This is a genomic window from Acinetobacter sp. YH12236, from assembly GCF_013417645.1.
Lineage (GTDB): Bacteria > Pseudomonadota > Gammaproteobacteria > Pseudomonadales > Moraxellaceae > Acinetobacter.
Genome location: NZ_VPDM01000003.1, coordinates 56,804 through 72,782 on the forward strand (window position 1 = coordinate 56,804; position 15,979 = coordinate 72,782).

At 42.3% G+C, this 15,979-nt stretch carries 14 protein-coding genes and 1 riboswitch; of the genes, 11 read left to right on the top strand and 3 right to left on the bottom strand.

Features of this window, described 5'->3' with window-relative positions:
* The first annotated feature begins 38 nt into the window (after positions 1 to 38).
* Both FTV14_RS02465 and FTV14_RS02470 read left to right on the top strand, forming a co-directional pair.
* A complete protein-coding gene (locus FTV14_RS02465; RefSeq protein ID WP_180053246.1) occupies positions 39 to 1,205 on the top strand; it encodes an acyl-CoA desaturase in 1,167 nt (388 codons plus the stop codon).
* A 250-nt stretch (positions 1,206 to 1,455) separates the two neighbouring features.
* Entirely contained in the window at positions 1,456 to 1,806 is a 351-nt protein-coding gene (locus FTV14_RS02470; protein ID WP_159122938.1) for a hypothetical protein, read from the top strand.
* A gap of 69 nt (positions 1,807 to 1,875) precedes the next feature.
* Here FTV14_RS02470 and FTV14_RS02475 read toward each other — a convergent pair whose 3' ends face one another.
* On the bottom strand, positions 1,876 to 2,586 hold the full coding sequence (locus FTV14_RS02475) for an HAD family phosphatase (RefSeq protein WP_180053247.1): 711 nt from the start codon (positions 2,584 to 2,586) through the stop codon (positions 1,876 to 1,878).
* Between the two features lie 190 nt (positions 2,587 to 2,776).
* A riboswitch (guanidine-I (ykkC/yxkD leader) is annotated at positions 2,777 to 2,884 on the top strand.
* Positions 2,885 to 2,914: 30 nt separating this feature from the next.
* Between FTV14_RS02475 and FTV14_RS02480 the strand changes: the two genes are divergently transcribed.
* The 5 genes from FTV14_RS02480 (at position 2,915) to FTV14_RS02500 (ending at position 8,720) form a co-directional block, all read left to right on the top strand.
* Positions 2,915 to 3,661, top strand: coding sequence for an urea amidolyase associated protein UAAP1 (locus tag FTV14_RS02480; protein ID WP_180053248.1), 747 nt, complete (start codon positions 2,915 to 2,917; stop codon positions 3,659 to 3,661).
* A gap of 15 nt (positions 3,662 to 3,676) precedes the next feature.
* A complete protein-coding gene (locus tag FTV14_RS02485) occupies positions 3,677 to 4,330 on the top strand; it encodes an urea amidolyase associated protein UAAP2 (protein ID WP_180053249.1) in 654 nt (217 codons plus the stop codon).
* 3 nt (positions 4,331 to 4,333) lie between these two features.
* On the top strand, positions 4,334 to 7,939 hold the full coding sequence (gene uca, locus FTV14_RS02490; protein ID WP_180053250.1) for an urea carboxylase: 3,606 nt from the start codon (positions 4,334 to 4,336) through the stop codon (positions 7,937 to 7,939).
* 129 nt (positions 7,940 to 8,068) lie between these two features.
* Complete coding sequence (locus FTV14_RS02495) at positions 8,069 to 8,416, top strand: type II toxin-antitoxin system RelE/ParE family toxin (RefSeq protein WP_179992580.1); 348 nt, start codon at positions 8,069 to 8,071, stop codon at positions 8,414 to 8,416.
* Between the two features lies 1 nt (position 8,417).
* Positions 8,418 to 8,720 carry a helix-turn-helix domain-containing protein gene (locus FTV14_RS02500; protein ID WP_179992579.1) on the top strand — a complete coding sequence of 101 codons (303 nt, stop codon included), beginning with the start codon at positions 8,418 to 8,420 and terminating at the stop codon, positions 8,718 to 8,720.
* Between the two features lie 135 nt (positions 8,721 to 8,855).
* Here FTV14_RS02500 and FTV14_RS02505 read toward each other — a convergent pair whose 3' ends face one another.
* A complete protein-coding gene (locus FTV14_RS02505) occupies positions 8,856 to 10,775 on the bottom strand; it encodes an AAA family ATPase (protein ID WP_179992578.1) in 1,920 nt (639 codons plus the stop codon).
* 83 nt (positions 10,776 to 10,858) lie between these two features.
* Positions 10,859 to 11,860 (bottom strand): OmpA family protein, encoded by a 1,002-nt coding sequence (locus FTV14_RS02510; protein WP_179992577.1) that lies wholly within the window; start codon positions 11,858 to 11,860, stop codon positions 10,859 to 10,861.
* Positions 11,861 to 12,480: 620 nt separating this feature from the next.
* Between FTV14_RS02510 and FTV14_RS15975 the strand changes: the two genes are divergently transcribed.
* Genes FTV14_RS15975 through FTV14_RS02525 form a run of 4 tightly spaced genes read left to right on the top strand, consistent with a single transcriptional unit; the run spans position 12,481 to position 15,872 of the window.
* On the top strand, positions 12,481 to 12,603 hold the full coding sequence (locus tag FTV14_RS15975) for a hypothetical protein (protein WP_257219743.1): 123 nt from the start codon (positions 12,481 to 12,483) through the stop codon (positions 12,601 to 12,603).
* On the top strand, positions 12,596 to 13,048 hold the full coding sequence (locus FTV14_RS02515) for a transcriptional regulator (protein WP_180053251.1): 453 nt from the start codon (positions 12,596 to 12,598) through the stop codon (positions 13,046 to 13,048). The genes FTV14_RS15975 and FTV14_RS02515 overlap by 8 nt, the downstream gene beginning before the upstream one ends.
* The gene (atzF, locus tag FTV14_RS02520) at positions 13,045 to 14,853 is read left to right on the top strand and encodes an allophanate hydrolase (protein ID WP_180053252.1); all 1,809 of its coding nucleotides are present in this window, start codon (positions 13,045 to 13,047) and stop codon (positions 14,851 to 14,853) included. Before FTV14_RS02515 ends, atzF begins: the two co-directional genes overlap by 4 nt.
* Positions 14,850 to 15,872, top strand: coding sequence for an ABC transporter substrate-binding protein (locus tag FTV14_RS02525; RefSeq protein ID WP_180053253.1), 1,023 nt, complete (start codon positions 14,850 to 14,852; stop codon positions 15,870 to 15,872). Before atzF ends, FTV14_RS02525 begins: the two co-directional genes overlap by 4 nt.
* The last annotated feature ends 107 nt before the right edge of the window (positions 15,873 to 15,979 follow it).

Below are 15,979 nucleotides of genomic sequence, written 5' to 3' on the forward strand. Positions count from 1 at the left end.
TATTTCAACCATTACTAAACGAATAAGAAGGTGCTCCCATGAATATGCAAATTGATTTTAAAAAACACAGTAAATCTCAATTTCTAAGCCCGGAACAGGTTGAAGAGTTCGGTGCCAAGGTTGATGCTATCCGCCGTGAAGTAATGGAAGATTTGGGCGAAAAAGACGCAGAATATATTTATAAAATCCGTAATTTTGTACGTTATAGCGAGATTGCTTCCCGTGGCATGCTGATGGTCGCAGGCTGGTTGCCACCGGTCTGGTTAGCGGGAACAGGCTTATTGGGTATCTCGAAAATCGTGGAAAATATGGAACTTGGCCATAATGTGATGCACGGCCAGTTCGACTGGATGAATGATCCGAGTCTGAATGGTTCGACTTATGATTGGGATACTATTTCCACTGGGGATGACTGGAAATACACGCATAATTATATTCACCACACGTATACTAATATTGTCGGTATGGATCATGATGTCGGTTATGGTCTGATCCGTGTCAGTGAATCTCAGCCGTGGGAACTACGTTTTATCTGGAATATTCCTTTAACCATTCAGTTGATGGTGTTCTTTGAATGGTATGTGGGTGTACAGCGTTTGCATCTGGAAGATGTAATTGCCTATAAAACCAAAACCTGGAAACAGGTCTGGGAAGAAGCAGCACCTTTACGCAAAAAAATGCGCCGTCAGGTTCTGAAAGATTATGTATTTTTCCCGATTATTGCTGGCCCAAATGCCATTCCAGTATTTACTGGGAATGCGGTTGCCAATGTGATTCGTAGCCTATGGGCGTCTGCGGTGATCTTTAATGGACATTTCACTGAAGATGCAGAAACCTTTGAAATGGACAATACCGACAATGAAACCCGTGCGGAATGGTATCTGCGTCAGATCCGTGGTTCGAGCAACTTCAGTGGCGCGAACTGGTTGCATATTCTGAGTGGGAATTTAAGCCATCAGATTGAGCATCATCTGTTCCCAGATATGCCAGCAAACCGTTATGCTGAAGTTGCACCAAAAATCAAAGCCTTATGTGCTGAGTACGGGATTCACTATAACGAAGCCAGCTTTATGAAACAGTTCTCGACTGTATGGGTCAGACTGGCGAAATGCTCACTGCCAAATGAATGGAATCAGCAAATTGCAGAAAAAACTCACGCAGTTAAATCGGTGTTTCGTTACTTTAAATCTAAGCTTGTAAATTAATTTTTAGGGTTTCTCTATTATCCAGTTTGGTACTCCTCAATAGATTTGGATGGTCTATTGAGGATTTTTTTATCTGTTAAAAAGTGGTCAGTTCACACGAATTTATGAATGAAATATGAAGATGTTTTTCAAAAAATGACGAAGGCGGGACAGATTTACTACCGCTGAAACGCTTCGCCTACAAGCTATGCGTTTACCTCAAGGAGGTTCTTTTTATAATGGCCGCGTTCTATCATTCAAGGTCTCAGTTTTGAAATATCTTAAATATTTTTCAGGCATCTCACTTTTATTGCTGTTAACCGCGTGTAATACCCCGGAAACTCCAGCACCAGATTATCAGGGGAACTGGAAAAATACACTGGAAAATCCAAAATTGGAAAATATCCTGGTGATTTCCAAAAATGGTGAAAACTATTTCATTACCAATACTATTAAAGACAAAGAAAGCGGCAAAACTGACAAGAAAAATCCGATGCCAGCTTCAGTCGCTGATAATGGTCTGCTTCAGATTAATTCAGGTACAGGTGTCGTTGATTTCGCAATTGACGAAAAAACTGGCAATCTGGTCGGTTCAGGCTCCGTCTATAAAAAAGCCAAATAATGCTCTAATCTAATCAATTCAGAGATAACACGAAAAATGCCATGATCAGGGAGGATTCATGGCATTTTTTTAGTTCACCAATTTTATGAGACCAGCAAAATCTTCTACAAAATAATCTGCCTTGGCTTTGATCAGATCTATTTCATGCGCAGAATACTGGTCGTAAATTGCAACGACATCAATTCCCGCATTGTTGGCAGCTTCCACCCCAATTAAAGAGTCTTCAACAATCAGGCAATCTTTAGCCTCAATTTCAAAATGCTGGAGCGCATTTAAATACACTTCTGGATGCGGTTTGATATTCTCAACATTTTCACGAGTCAAAATAATCGCAAAATCATCATCAAAACTGATTTTCTGATTAATCTTCTGGTTATTGTCCTGATAACGCTGCACATTGAATAAACTAGTGGTAGTCGTGAGTGCCAATTGTATCCCTTGCTGTTTTAGAGCTTGAATCAGCAGCTCAGCTTGCGGTTTGAGTTCAATCACATGATCCAGAAAATGCCGTGAAATATGATAACGGCGATTTTTAACCTCTTCCTTGCTTGGCTTGAAACCATATAGGTCTTTTAAATAGCCACAATATTCCAGATAGGGATCGGGCATATGTCTAAAGGCTTTCAGTTGCAGGTCACGCTGTTGCTGAATCTGATCCAGACCGACTTCGATCCCCGACAATTCCTGAATCAGGGCAGCATCGACTTGGTTCCAGATTCCCACTGAATCAATCAAGGTCCCATCCAGGTCAAAACATACCAGCTTTTTATCTTTAAACATGTCACACCCAATTCTCTTTCACCGCCATTATCCCGTTTTTGGATAGAGATAAAAAGTCCAGTTTGGGTGCACATCCAGACTGTATTTATCAATAAATTCGTAAAATGAACTTATTTTGAGCATTTTAAGTATTACTAATAATAAAAATCGTAATACTAAATTGGCACGTCATTTGCATTTATTTACACATCATAAAGTGATCTAGGGTTCCGGCAGTTTTTTCAAAAAACTGCGCCTGAGACCGAGAGTTCACGGCTCGATTGATTGAGCTACACGGAGGGATAAAAGCCCGGGAGGTTGGAACAAAAACCTTAGAGAGGTCATGCACATGGGCGCAATAGACAATAAGTACCACAACAATCAAACACTTTGGACTGAAATCTTGCCGGGAGGGCACCATTGGTCCGGACGCATTCAAAAAGGTGCAGTTCTGCAATTCAAGGCATTGGGCGCTAATGCCAATGTATCCCTGTTCTGTGTCAATGCCGAAGACAAGCTGGAACGCTACAACATGCCAGACAGCCTGAAAGGCCAGCATACCGCGTACCTAACTGCAGGCAATGTACTGTATTCCGATCTAGGTCGTGTGATGGCATCCATCGTGAAAGATGAAGCTGGCTGGAACGATACCTTCTGTGGTCCATCTCGTCCTGAACAAATTGAAAAACAGTTTGGCATCCGTACGTTTCAGGATGCCCGCAATGACATGTACCAAAGTGGTTTAGATGGTTTATTGGTTGAATTATCTAAATTCTCTTTAGGCCAAACTGACCTGAGTGCTACCGTAAACCTGTTCTCCAAAGTCACCCCAAATGATGCGGGTGCATTATCTTATGTGCCTTCAGACAATACCGACCAAATCATCGAACTGCGTTTTGAAATGGATTGTCTGGTGTTCCTATCTGCTGCACCGCATGGACTTGATAATAGTGCGGCATATCAACCGGCTGACATCCAGTTATCTTTGTTTAAAGCCAATAGTTTAGGCGAAACTGATATCTGCCGTGACTCCTGTCCGCAGAACCAGCGTGCATTCCAGAACAACGCACGTTACTACGCACTTTCTAACGTTTAAGGCAGGAGAATAACCATGACAGCTCTACAACAATTCGAAAAAACAGTTCTTAGCGAAATCTGTCCTGCCGGTGAAGCATGGATGTGCGAAGTCAAAAAAGGCCAGTACTTCCGCATCATTGATCTGGAAGGGAATCAGGCAGTCGATACCTTATTTATCTCGGCTGAAAATCCGGAAGAGCGTTATAGCGCAACCGATACACTGGCGATTAACCAGCAGATTTATCTGGAAAAAGGTACCACTTTATATAGCAACTTTGGCCGTGCTATTGCCGTGATCAATGATGATAACTGTGGCCGTCACGATACCTTAGGCGGTGCATGTTCATGTGAAAGTAATACAGTCCGTTATGCACATGACAAATACCCAATGCACAGCTGCCGTAACAATTTTATGTATGCGCTGGCAAAACATCCGGTCGCGAAAAAACATGGCTTAAACGTGCGTCACATCGGTCCAAACATCAACTTCTTTATGAATGTGCCGGTGACTGCCGATGGTCACCTGAAATTTGATGATGGTATTTCGGCACCGGGCAAGTATGTGGAAATCAAGGCAGAAATGGACCTGATCGTACTGATCTCGAACTGTCCGCAATTGAATAACCCATGTAATGCCTATAACCCGACACAAATCCAGCTGGTGGTACGTGAAGGCGAGGAGGTATAAGTTATGTTTAATAAAGTTCTGATTGCCAACCGTGGCGCGATTGCCTGCCGCGTGATCCGTACCCTGAAAAAACTGGGGATTCAATCTGTCGCTGTCTATTCCGAAGCCGATCGTGATTCATTGCACGTCACTCTTGCAGATGAAGCTGTGTATATTGGTGAAGCTCCTGCCAGCCAAAGTTATTTAAATATCGAAAAAATTCTGGAAGTCGCGAAACAGACCGGTGCTCAAGCAATTCACCCGGGTTATGGCTTCCTGTCTGAAAATGCAGAATTCTGCGACCTGTGTGAATCACAAGGCATTGCCTTTATTGGTCCAAATTCGGCACAAATGCGTGCTTTTGGTTTAAAGCATACGGCGCGTGAGTTGGCAATTCAGGCCAATGTACCATTGCTTCCAGGCAGTCAATTACTGGCAGATGAAGCTGAAGCACTGACAGAGGCGGCGCGTATCGGTTACCCAGTCATGCTGAAAAGTACTGCGGGTGGTGGCGGGATCGGCATGCGTCTGGTCTGGAATGAAGCTGAGTTGAAAGATGCCTATGCAACCGTGTCTTACTTGGCACAAGCCAACTTTAAAGATGCAGGTCTGTACCTGGAAAAATTCGTACAAAATGCGCGTCACATCGAAGTGCAGATTTTTGGTGATGGCCAAGGCAAGGTGATTGCGCTGGGTGAACGCGATTGTTCGGTACAACGTCGTAACCAGAAAGTGATCGAGGAAACGCCAGCACCGCACATTAGCGATGAGCAACGTGCCTATATCCAGAATGTAGCGATTCAGCTGATGGAGTCAGTGAACTACCGTTCTGCGGGTACAGTTGAATTTGTCATGGATACCGACACACAAGAATTCTACTTCCTTGAAGTGAATACCCGTCTGCAAGTCGAACATGGTGTGACGGAGCAAGTCTTTGGTGTGGACCTGGTGGAATGGATGGTGACGCTTGCCAGCGGAGACTGGACTGCACCAACAGAGCCACTGGAATCCAAAGGCCATTCGATTCAGGTGCGCCTGTATGCCGAAGACCCGATCAAGAACTTCCAGCCAAGTGCCGGTCTGCTGACCTATGTCGAGTTTGATGAAAACGCACGTAATGAAACCTGGGTAGAAACGGGTTCGAATGTATCGTCTTTCTATGACCCGATGATTGCCAAAGTCATTGTCACAGCAGATGACCGGGAAGCCGCGATTCAGGCGATGACGGATACACTGGCGAAAACTCAAGTGGCGGGCATCGAAACCAACCTGGAATATCTGCAAAACATCATCGACTGTGAGGTGTTTAAGGCGGGAACACAAACCACACGTTTCCTGAATACCTTTGAGTGGAAAACCCAGAAGATTGAAGTGCTGCAAGCAGGCATCCAAACTGCTGTGCAGGATGTCACTGGTCGTCTCGGTTATTGGGATGTGGGGGTGCCACCATCTGGTGCGATTGATCCATTATCGCTCAATGTCGCCAACCAGCTTTTAGGCAATGCGCCAAATACCGCCGGTCTGGAATGTACCCTGCAAGGTCCAACACTGAAATTCCACTGCGACAGCCAGATCGTACTGGCGGGTGGGGATATGCCATCAACACTGGATGGTGTGGCTGTGCCAATGTGGCAAACCGTGAATGTGCGTAAAGGTCAGGTGCTGAAATGTGGCAAGATCGCTACCGGTTGCCGGACGTATATCGGCATCAAAGGTGGTCTGAATGTACCTGAATACTTGGGTTCACAAGCGACCTTTACCCTCGGTCAGTTTGGCGGTCATGCCGGTCGTAACTTACTAATCGGCGATATGCTTCCAATCACCGCATTCACAAGCGATGAAGTGAAAGCACTTGCGCCTGAACAAATTCCATCATTCAGTCATGAATGGGAAATTGCGGTGATGTATGGCCCACATGGTGCGCCTGATTTCTTTACTAAAAATGACATTGATACTTTCTTTGCCAATACCTTTGAGATTCACTTTAACTCCAGCCGTACCGGTATCCGTTTGATCGGACCAAAACCAGAATGGGCGCGTGAGGATGGCGGTGAAGCAGGTCTGCATCCATCGAATATTCATGACAATGCTTATGCGATTGGTGCGATTGATTTCACCGGTGATATGCCGATTATTCTCGGTCCAGATGGGCCAAGTTTGGGTGGTTTCGTCTGTCCAGCAGTGGTGATCAATTCTGAGCTGTGGAAACTCGGTCAGCTCAAAGCCGGTGACAAAGTGAAATTTGTTCCAGTCAGCTATCACCAAGCCAAATTGCTGAATGAAAAATATCATGCGCAGCTTGAAGCACTGGATACTCAGGAAGTTTCATTTAATGAATCCTTCTACCCAGAACTTGCTACGCTAAAAAATGCAGTGCTGGATATCTTAAAAAGTGAAAATGGTGCGCCAGATGTGGTGTATCGCCCAGCGGGTAATAACTACATGCTGGTGGAATATGGCGAGCTGGTGCTGGATCTGAACCTGCGGTTCCGTATCCATGCCTTGATGCAATGGGTTCAAAAACAGAATATTCCGGGCATTATTGACCTGACACCGGGCATTCGTTCGCTGCAAATCCATTTTGATTCTATCAAGCTGGATCAGCTCGACCTGTTGCGCCTGTTGCAAGTGGCTGAAACTGAATTGCCTGATGTGACTGAAATGGAAGTGCCATCGCGTACGGTATATCTGCCACTTGCTTGGGAAGATTCGCAAACCCAGTTGGCAACTGAACGCTATATGCAAACTGTGCGTCCAGATGCGCCATGGTGTCCGGACAATATCGAATTTATCCGCCGTATTAATGGTTTGAAAGATAAACAAGCTGTGAAAGATGTGGTCTATGATGCAAGTTATTTGGTGATGGGCCTAGGCGATGTATATTTAGGTGCACCTGTGGCAACCCCGCTTGATCCGCGTCAACGTTTAGTCACAACGAAATATAACCCTGCACGTACCTGGACGCCTGAAAATGCTGTAGGGATCGGTGGTGCTTATATGTGCGTATATGGTATGGAAGGCCCTGGTGGTTATCAGTTTGTCGGTCGTACTACGCAAATGTGGTCGCGTTACCGTAAAAATGCCGACTTCGAGCAAGGCAAGCCATGGTTACTACGCTTCTTTGACCAGATCAAGTTCTATGAAGTGTCTGAAGAAGAACTGATGCAAATGCGTGAGGACTTTAAGGCAGGCCGTCTGAAACTGCGTATTGAAGAAGGTGTGTTGAACCTGAAAGAGTACAACCAGTTCCTGACCGACAATGCCGACACCATTAGCGAGTTTAAGGCAACACAACAAGCGAACTTTGAAGCAGAACGCCGTCGCTGGCATGAAGCTGGACTGGCTGAATACGTGTCTGAAAGTCTGGATGCGGTCGATGATGGTGAAACCGTTGCTATTCCGGATGGTGGCTGTGCGGTGGAATCACATATGCCGGGTTCAATCTGGAAAATTGAATGTCAGTCTGGTGATATCGTGGAAGAAGGTGCCACCTTGGCCGTAATTGAAGCAATGAAGATTGAGATTCCGATTATTGCCCCTGAACGTATGCGTGTAGATACGATTACGATTGAGAAAGGGCAAACGGTGAAAACAGGGCAGGTGTTGTTTACGTTAGCACCAGTGGCTTAAAGAATTTCCCTAATCCTCCTTTGAAAAAGGAGGGAACTTTTAAAGACCGTCCATAAGGGCGGTTTTTTATTTGCAGTATAGAGTGGACATTAGTAATATATAGCTTATAGTCTATATTTGGGTTGTGGTATGTGGACGGTACTGACCACAGATGTATTTAATGAATGGCTTGAACAACAGGACGAATCGACACAAGAAAAAGTCTTAGCAGCTTTGGTGGTATTACAGAGTCAAGGGCCAAGTCTTGGGCGACCTTTGGTAGACACAATATATAACTCTAAATATACCAATATGAAAGAGCTACGTGTTCAACATAGAGGAAAACCAATCCGGGCATTTTTTGCTTTTGATCCATTAAGACAGGCAATTGTACTCTGCATTGGTGATAAAAGTGGTAACAAGCGTTTCTATACGGAGATGCTGGCAATTGCAGATGAACAGTATTCACTGCATTTGAAATCTTTAGGAGTAAACTGACATGGCTAAAACTTTGCAAGAATTATTGGCGAAACGTTCTCCTGAGAGTCAGGCACGTATTCAGGAAATGGCGGAAGAGCTGCTGCTTGAGCAACATCTTCATATGATTCGTGAAGAGTTGGAAATTTCTCAAAAAGAACTGGCTGAAACTTTAGGGATTAAACAGCCTTCACTGTCTGCAATTGAGAATCGTGGCAATGATCTCAAGATTTCGACAATGAAAAAATATGTAGAAGCTATGGGTGGAAAGCTGCGTATCGATGTAGAGCTGCCTACAGGGAAACATATTGGGTTTAATGTTTAATCAGCTCATACTGTGAAAACAGGACAGGTGTTATTTATTTTGGCACCAGTGGCTTAAAAATCCTCCCTAACCCTCCTTTTCCAAAGGAGGGAATTTCCCCCTCTTTATTAAAGAGGGGTTAGGGGAGATTAAAATTTATTTATTACATCTTTCAATATGCTTAAAAATTTTTTCACATAATTCTTTAGCTTTAGGTGTAAGCTTCCAATCAGGATTTTCATCAAAATCTTTGATAATTTCACGGCAAAATTTTAGTTTATCTTTAATAGTCCCGACACCAGGACCATCAGCAAAAGCAGTTTTGGTTGTATTTGATGTTGGTTTCTTAATTTTTTCATCTATTAAGCGACCAATACCGTATTGAGCATTATCAAAATAATCATCTTGATTAATATTATCAATTAAGGAAATATCATAGCTCTGTCGTACATTTTTTAGGCGTGGAAATTTTGCTTTCGCAACTCGAATAATTGCATTTTTAGGTAGAGTATTCTCTGTTTCTTTACATTCCAAAATAATTAAATTATCTCTATTCAATTCTTTTCTTAAAAATTTTATTTTTTCAGAATTTTTTTGTATGTCTCCATCAGCAATCAATAGCATGTCACTTGCGACGGAAGTTGCACTTTGACCTCGATCTTGCTGAAGGAATTCAATTCTTTCTTCTCTTGTTTTAGGGTAATCATCATCAAATGACCAGTGAGATAAATTACTTCCGGAATATTCCACGAATGTATAATGATAATTAGGCATAAAACGACGATACTTTTTATAAAGATCAGGATTTGATTCTTTTAACTCCGACAAATACTGTTCCATATATTTAGTGATATAGAGTCTATCGGTAATTCCTTCTACCCAAATCGTGCAATTAGCTAGATATACAGATGAAGGGCGAACACCTAGAGAAGCAAGTAAATCGCGATCACGGTCGCATCGATAAATTTTAAACTCGAATTCTTTAGGATTATCTTGTCTAGCTTGTTTTACAAATTTTTGAATCATAACTTGGTCAGATTCATCTGCCATATCAAGTAAATGATTTGAATGTGTAGTAAAGAAATAATAGTGTGAAGTTTCATTTAAGTAGAAATTCATCAGTTGTCGAACCATACCTGCATGCATATGCAATTCTGGTTCTTCTATAAAGAATGCATGGATTTCTGTATTACCATTTTTGTCTTTGCTTTTGATATAGGCTTCATAAGTCAGAATAATTGCTTGTTGAAGACCATCACCTAGTTTATAAATTGGGAATTGATCATCCTCACCAATTTTAATATGTACAACATCATTCTCATGACCATTATCATCTTTACCAATATATGGAATTAGAGTGACGGTTTCATTATCAAAAAAATACTGACTTAATTTTTCTTCATATTGTTTTATCAGTTCACGTTGTTGTGGTTTACCTAATAAATGGACTTTTAGTTCATAGTAAAGGCGTTCACCTGTAATGATGTTGTCTTGATTAAATTTATTATGATCTTGGAAATAATCTTTCTGAGCTCGCTCAATATATGGATATTTATTCTCTTTGTCAGTGACAGGACGCATTCCTCGAAGTATAGGGATGTAAAATTTTTTGTTTATGAAAATAGGATTTAAGTTTAATTCTATTTCTTTATTAAACATTGATGTAGCAATAGATTTATTGTTGTTTGAGTAAAGACTTGATAGCTGTCCAATTCTTGATAAGTAATCAAGTGCTTGTGGAAAGTTAGAATTTGCAGAACCTATTTTTGATGGCTTAATGTCCTCTGTTGTTTTCAAAAAATGGTTATAGTAGGTATTATTATCACTATATTTTTTACTTATTTGTAATTGCTTTTTGAAAGCCAATAGCCTTCTAAATTGAAGAGAATTATATAGTTGCTGACCTTGAGTGGTTTGAAACAGATTACGAATGAAACGACTTTTACCAGAATTATTTTTTCCAATAAAAAAGTTAAGACGTTTGATTTCTATAACTTCATTATAGCCCGTTTCACTGTCGTTATCTGATGTATAGTTTTCTAAATTTTCAGCCCAATAATATAGTTTTTCTGTCATAAAAAAAGCCCCCGAATTATGGGGGGTAATTTATCAGTAATGGTACACTTTTAAAACATTTTCAAAGTCTTATAGACTTACTTTTACAGCTTCACCAACTCCACCCGACGATTCTTCGCTTTACCATCTTCATTCGAATTATCTGCAACAGGCTGAGTATTCCCGAAACCTTTGGCAGTTAAACGACTGCCTTCAATACCTGCTTTGGTCAGGGCAGTAACCACACTTTGCGCACGCTGATCAGACAGCTCTAAGTTATAAGCTGCATCACCGGTATTGTCGGTATGACCATAAATGCCCAGTTTTAAATCCGGGTTGTCATTTAATAAGGCAACCATCTGCTCAATTTGCGCTTGTGAGTCCGGCAAAATCTCGGCTTTATCGGTTGCAAAGTTAATCTGTACGCTGACTTTATCGTCCTGATCAAGACTTTGTTTTAGTGCACTTGAAGTCAGGGCTTTGGCAGTCACATTTAAAGATTTAGATTCAGCCACCATCAGCGAAATATAATTACCAGATTGGGTTAGCTGGAACCATGCAGTCTTATCTTCCTGACGAACCACATAAGTCTTGGTCGGGTAGTTAAAAATATCCCCCAGACCCGCATAATATTGCACCTGAAAATCCTTCGGAATTTTTTCGATGATGTCTTTTGGAATCTGGCTATTGGCAATTTCCACACCGCCCAAATCCTTGATCACACTCTCCAGATTACGCTGAATTTCTAAAAAATTGCCTTCTTTATATTCCGGTTTCGAGGTAATGCCTGAACTGAATAATTGTCCTTCGATCCATTCCAGTTGCTGTCCTGTCCAGAATGGAACACGCTCAAAATTGCGCTGCTCGGTATTTTGATAGATATAACCATCTGGCAGGGCAATATAAGGAAAGTCACCGAGTGTCGCTGTGCTGAGTGGTATTTTACTGATGTCAAAAGCTTGTGTCTGTGCCGTTTCGGCAGCTTGCGTGGTATCTTCCTGCTGGATTTCGGTTTTGGAGGTTTCTGCTTGCTCGGTTTTGCTACATGCCGCAAAAATAAAAGGCGTACAAAGAATGGCAGTACGAAGGAGAGTGGAAGTCTTCATTAAATTTCCTTATTGTTCGGGCATTTTTATGGAATTTATTGTATAGAAATTCACCTGTAGTGCAAATTTTAATCGAAACCTAAATCTGAGCGGCTTTAGTATTCATAATTAAAGCTAGAGAAGAGTAATTGGTGAAGATTCCATTATCAAAAACTGTACCATAAAACCCCATTTTGATATCGTTTTGGTGCAAGTTTGATCACTCTTGGCGCATAAATATTTTAGACACATTTTGTAGCATTTATTAAGTTTCAGCTAACTGTTTTAAATCAATTTTTTAATAATAAAAAACTCTTTATATTTGGCATATTTTCTGCTTTTATTTATATACCGAATTAAAAGAGGAGAGCATATTACTTGAAGAACCAGACGCAATTCTCGATCAATCCATCATGTCTAAAAATAATTACAGTACATGATTAATTTAACGGCCTCTTGGTGAATTAATTCACTCATTTTGATTCCAAATAAGCCCCATAACCGTTGATGGGGCTTTTTTTAAGCTGAATTTCAGTCTTTTCTGCTCGTAATTAGTAAATTTCCTCATCTAAAACTGGCACGCTTTCTGCATTTCCTTAAGTAATACGAAATTCACATTCAGTAATACCAAGGAGATGCGCATGAATAATCAAAGCAAAAAAGCCAAGCTGCATCCATTTGCCCAATTTTTCATTGAACTGCTCAGCGTTCGCGCCGGGCTTTATGTCAAACAGGATTCACTCAAGGAAAACAGACGTGTCTAAACCGAAATTGGCACGAATCAGTATCACCGTGCCGGAAACCACATTACAGGCCATGGATCAGAAAATTGTCGAGCAGCATTATGAAAGCCGCTCGCAGGCCATTGTCGACATGATTAACCGCCACCTGATTGATGAACTGGTTTCTCGTGATGAAGTCATGGTCGGTACGCTGACGCTGGTCTATGAGGTCAGCCTGAAACCGTTACGTTCCCAATTGGTCGATTTGCAACAGCAATATCTGGAACAGGTGATCAGCTCGCTGCATATCCAGCTGGATGATCAGAAAGTCCTGCAAGTGATGCTGATGCAGGGTGTAAGCAGTGATTTAAAAGAAATTAGCGAACAATTTATTGCATTAAAAGGGGTGCTCAAAGGACACCTGGAACTGATGGATGCCGTGATGCCTCCCATTCCCCAAAATACCAATAAAGGAGTATTGTCATGAATACTTTATGGACAATTCAAGACTGGCAGAACGCCTACCAACAGCAGCAGATTCAGTTACAGGACCTGATCGATTATGTTGCATCATTTCAAAATGATGATCATGCCTGGATTTCAATTGCATCTGCAGAACAATTACAAGCACAAATTGATGCCTTAACAGGAAAATCACTAGCCGAATTGCCACTCTACGGCATTCCATTCGCAGTCAAAGACAATATTGATGTTGCCGGTTTTTATACCACCGCAGCCTGCAAAGAAGCTTCTTATCTGGCGACCAGCGATGCCACAGTCGTAGCTAAATTAAAAGCAGCAGGGGCTATTGTGGTGGGTAAAACCAACCTGGACCAGTTTGCAACTGGCTTAGTTGGTGTACGTTCACCCTACGGCGCAGTGAAAAACAGCTTTAATCCGGAATATATCAGCGGCGGTTCAAGCTCTGGTTCATCGGTCGCGGTGGCGAATGGTCAGGTGCCTTTTAGTTTAGGTACCGATACGGCGGGTTCAGGTCGTGTACCGGCAGGACATAACAATATTGTCGGTTTAAAACCAACCAAAGGCTGGTTCTCGACAACCGGTTTGGTGCCAGCATGTCGCACCATTGATGTGATTTCAGTCTTTGCCTTGACTGTAGATGATGCGTGGCAAGTCGCACAATTCATGCAAGGCTATGATGAGACAGATGAATATTCCCGCCAACATCCAGCCAATGTACCAACCCAATTTTCCAAAGGCAAAATTGCCATTCCGGCACAACTGGAATTCTATGGCGATGCTGAAACTGAAAAAGCCTTTGAATTGGCAATTGCCCGTGTCAAACAGCTTGGTTATGCAGTTGAAGCGATTGATTTCAACATCTTCAATCAGCTGGCTTCAGCACTTTACAACAAGGCTTGGGTGGCAGAACGGACCAGTGCCGTTGAAAAACTGGTTTCTCGTGATGTAACGCATCCGGTGATTCACCAGATTATCAGTCAGGCAGACAACTTTAATGCTGTCGATATGATGCAGGCGGAATATGAACGTGCGCAATTGGCTCGTCAGATCAATCTTGCGCTAGCAGACTTTGATGCCTTGATGGTGCCAACAGCGCCAACCATCTACAAGATTGCTGATGTAGAAGCCGATCCACTAGTGAAAAACAGCCACATGGGCGCTTATACCAACTTCGTGAATTTTGCGGATTTATCGGCTTTGGCACTGCCTAATGCAATTCGTGCTGATGGCTTGCCAAGCGGGGTAACTTTTATTGCACCTGCCTGGATGGATCAGGTATTGGCAAACTTTGGTCAAACCTGGCAGCAGGCAACGGCTTTAACACTAGGAACATCTGAAAAAACTTATGAATCAACAAGCCAGATTCAGTCACAGCATGCAGTAAAACTGGCTGTTGTCGGCGCCCATCTGACTGGTATGCCATTGAACTTCCAGCTCACCACACGTGGCGGCACTTTAGTGCAAAAAACCAAAACGGCAGCCAGCTATAAATTGTTTGCACTGAAAAATACCACCCCACCGAAACCGGGCTTGCAGTACCACAGCAAAGGTCAAGAAATCGAAGTGGAAGTCTGGGAGATTCCGTTTGCCAACTTTGGTCAGATCGTGGCAGAAGTTCCAGCACCGCTGGGCATTGGCAATGTACAGCTGGCAGATGGCAGCTGGGTGAAAGGTTTTATCTGCGAAGGCTATGCGCTTGAAGATGCAACTGACATCAGTCATTTCGGCGGTTGGCGTGACTTTATTAAATCAAAACAAATTTCAAATACGCGTTTTAAATGTAATTGCATAGGGGAAATAGCACAATGATCAAGAAAGCAACTTTAGCAGCATCTGTTTGCTGCGCCATTTTATTCAGTGGCTGTGACAATACGGCTAAAGTTCCAGAATCCTCTGGTCAAGCCAAAGGCAGTGTAAATACTCAGCCGATTCGTATCGGCTATAGCGACTGGCCAGGTTGGGTGGCTTGGCAAGTGGCGATTGAAAAAGGCTGGTTAAAAGAAGCAGGGGTGAATGCAGATTTTAAATGGTTTGACTATTCTGCTTCATTGTCTGCCTTTGCTGCAAATCAGCTGGATGCAGTCATGGTAACCAATGGTGATAATCTGGTGACTGGCTCTGGTGGTACCAAAGGCGTGATGATACTGGCAACGGATTATTCAGCTGGAAATGACGTAATCATTGCCAAGAATGGAATTAACTCGATTCAGGATTTACACGGTAAAACTGTTGCCACTGAAAAAGGTCTGGTCGATCACTTGCTGCTATCAACTGCTCTGGATGATGCAAAGGTTAAACTGAATGAAGTGAAACTGGTCAACACCATGACCAATGAACTGCCACAGGTCTTTGCAACAGCGGATATTGATGCGATTGCGGTATGGCAGCCAGTCGCGAATCAGGCCTTGTCTGCGGTTGCCGGGTCAAAAATTATTTTCAGCTCTAAAGATAAAGCTGGTCTGATTTATGACACCTTGACCGTGAATCCTGCGCATCTGGAAGCCAATAAAGAGCAATGGAAAAAGGTCATTCAAGTTTGGGATAAAACTGTTAAATATATCAATGACCCGGCAACACGTGCAGATGCTGTAGAAATCATGTCGAAACGTGTCGGTGTTGATGCTAAAGCCTATATGCAGTTTGTAGATGGTACCCATTTGCTGGATCTGGAAGCGAACAAAAAAGTCTTTACCAAAGGTGAGGGTTTCGATTCGATCTATGGTTCAAGCTATCACGTCAACAAGTTTAACGTCACTAATGGCATTTATAGCACTGAAATGAATGTGGATAGTGTGATTGTTCCAACGCTGGTACAAGAGCTGAAATAAGTCGAAATCCAAACAATAAAAAATCCCCAGTTTCGGGGATTTTTTATTGTTAGATGTGTAAATATCTTTTATAAATCGAAAAATGATCATTAATATTCAAATTTAAT

What these genes read in the sequence shown, in the direction of transcription:
- FTV14_RS02465 (WP_180053246.1), top strand. Translation starts at nt 39, where the DNA reads ATGAATATGCAAATTGATTTTAAAAAACACAGTAAATCTCAATTTCTA.
- FTV14_RS02475 (WP_180053247.1), bottom strand. Translation starts at nt 2,586, where the DNA reads ATGTTTAAAGATAAAAAGCTGGTATGTTTTGACCTGGATGGGACCTTG.
- FTV14_RS02480 (WP_180053248.1), top strand. Translation starts at nt 2,915, where the DNA reads ATGGGCGCAATAGACAATAAGTACCACAACAATCAAACACTTTGGACT.
- FTV14_RS02485 (WP_180053249.1), top strand. Translation starts at nt 3,677, where the DNA reads ATGACAGCTCTACAACAATTCGAAAAAACAGTTCTTAGCGAAATCTGT.
- uca (WP_180053250.1), top strand. Translation starts at nt 4,334, where the DNA reads ATGTTTAATAAAGTTCTGATTGCCAACCGTGGCGCGATTGCCTGCCGC.
- FTV14_RS02495 (WP_179992580.1), top strand. Translation starts at nt 8,069, where the DNA reads ATGTGGACGGTACTGACCACAGATGTATTTAATGAATGGCTTGAACAA.
- FTV14_RS02500 (WP_179992579.1), top strand. Translation starts at nt 8,418, where the DNA reads ATGGCTAAAACTTTGCAAGAATTATTGGCGAAACGTTCTCCTGAGAGT.
- FTV14_RS02505 (WP_179992578.1), bottom strand. Translation starts at nt 10,775, where the DNA reads ATGACAGAAAAACTATATTATTGGGCTGAAAATTTAGAAAACTATACA.
- FTV14_RS02510 (WP_179992577.1), bottom strand. Translation starts at nt 11,860, where the DNA reads ATGAAGACTTCCACTCTCCTTCGTACTGCCATTCTTTGTACGCCTTTT.
- FTV14_RS15975 (WP_257219743.1), top strand. Translation starts at nt 12,481, where the DNA reads ATGAATAATCAAAGCAAAAAAGCCAAGCTGCATCCATTTGCCCAATTT.
- atzF (WP_180053252.1), top strand. Translation starts at nt 13,045, where the DNA reads ATGAATACTTTATGGACAATTCAAGACTGGCAGAACGCCTACCAACAG.
- FTV14_RS02525 (WP_180053253.1), top strand. Translation starts at nt 14,850, where the DNA reads ATGATCAAGAAAGCAACTTTAGCAGCATCTGTTTGCTGCGCCATTTTA.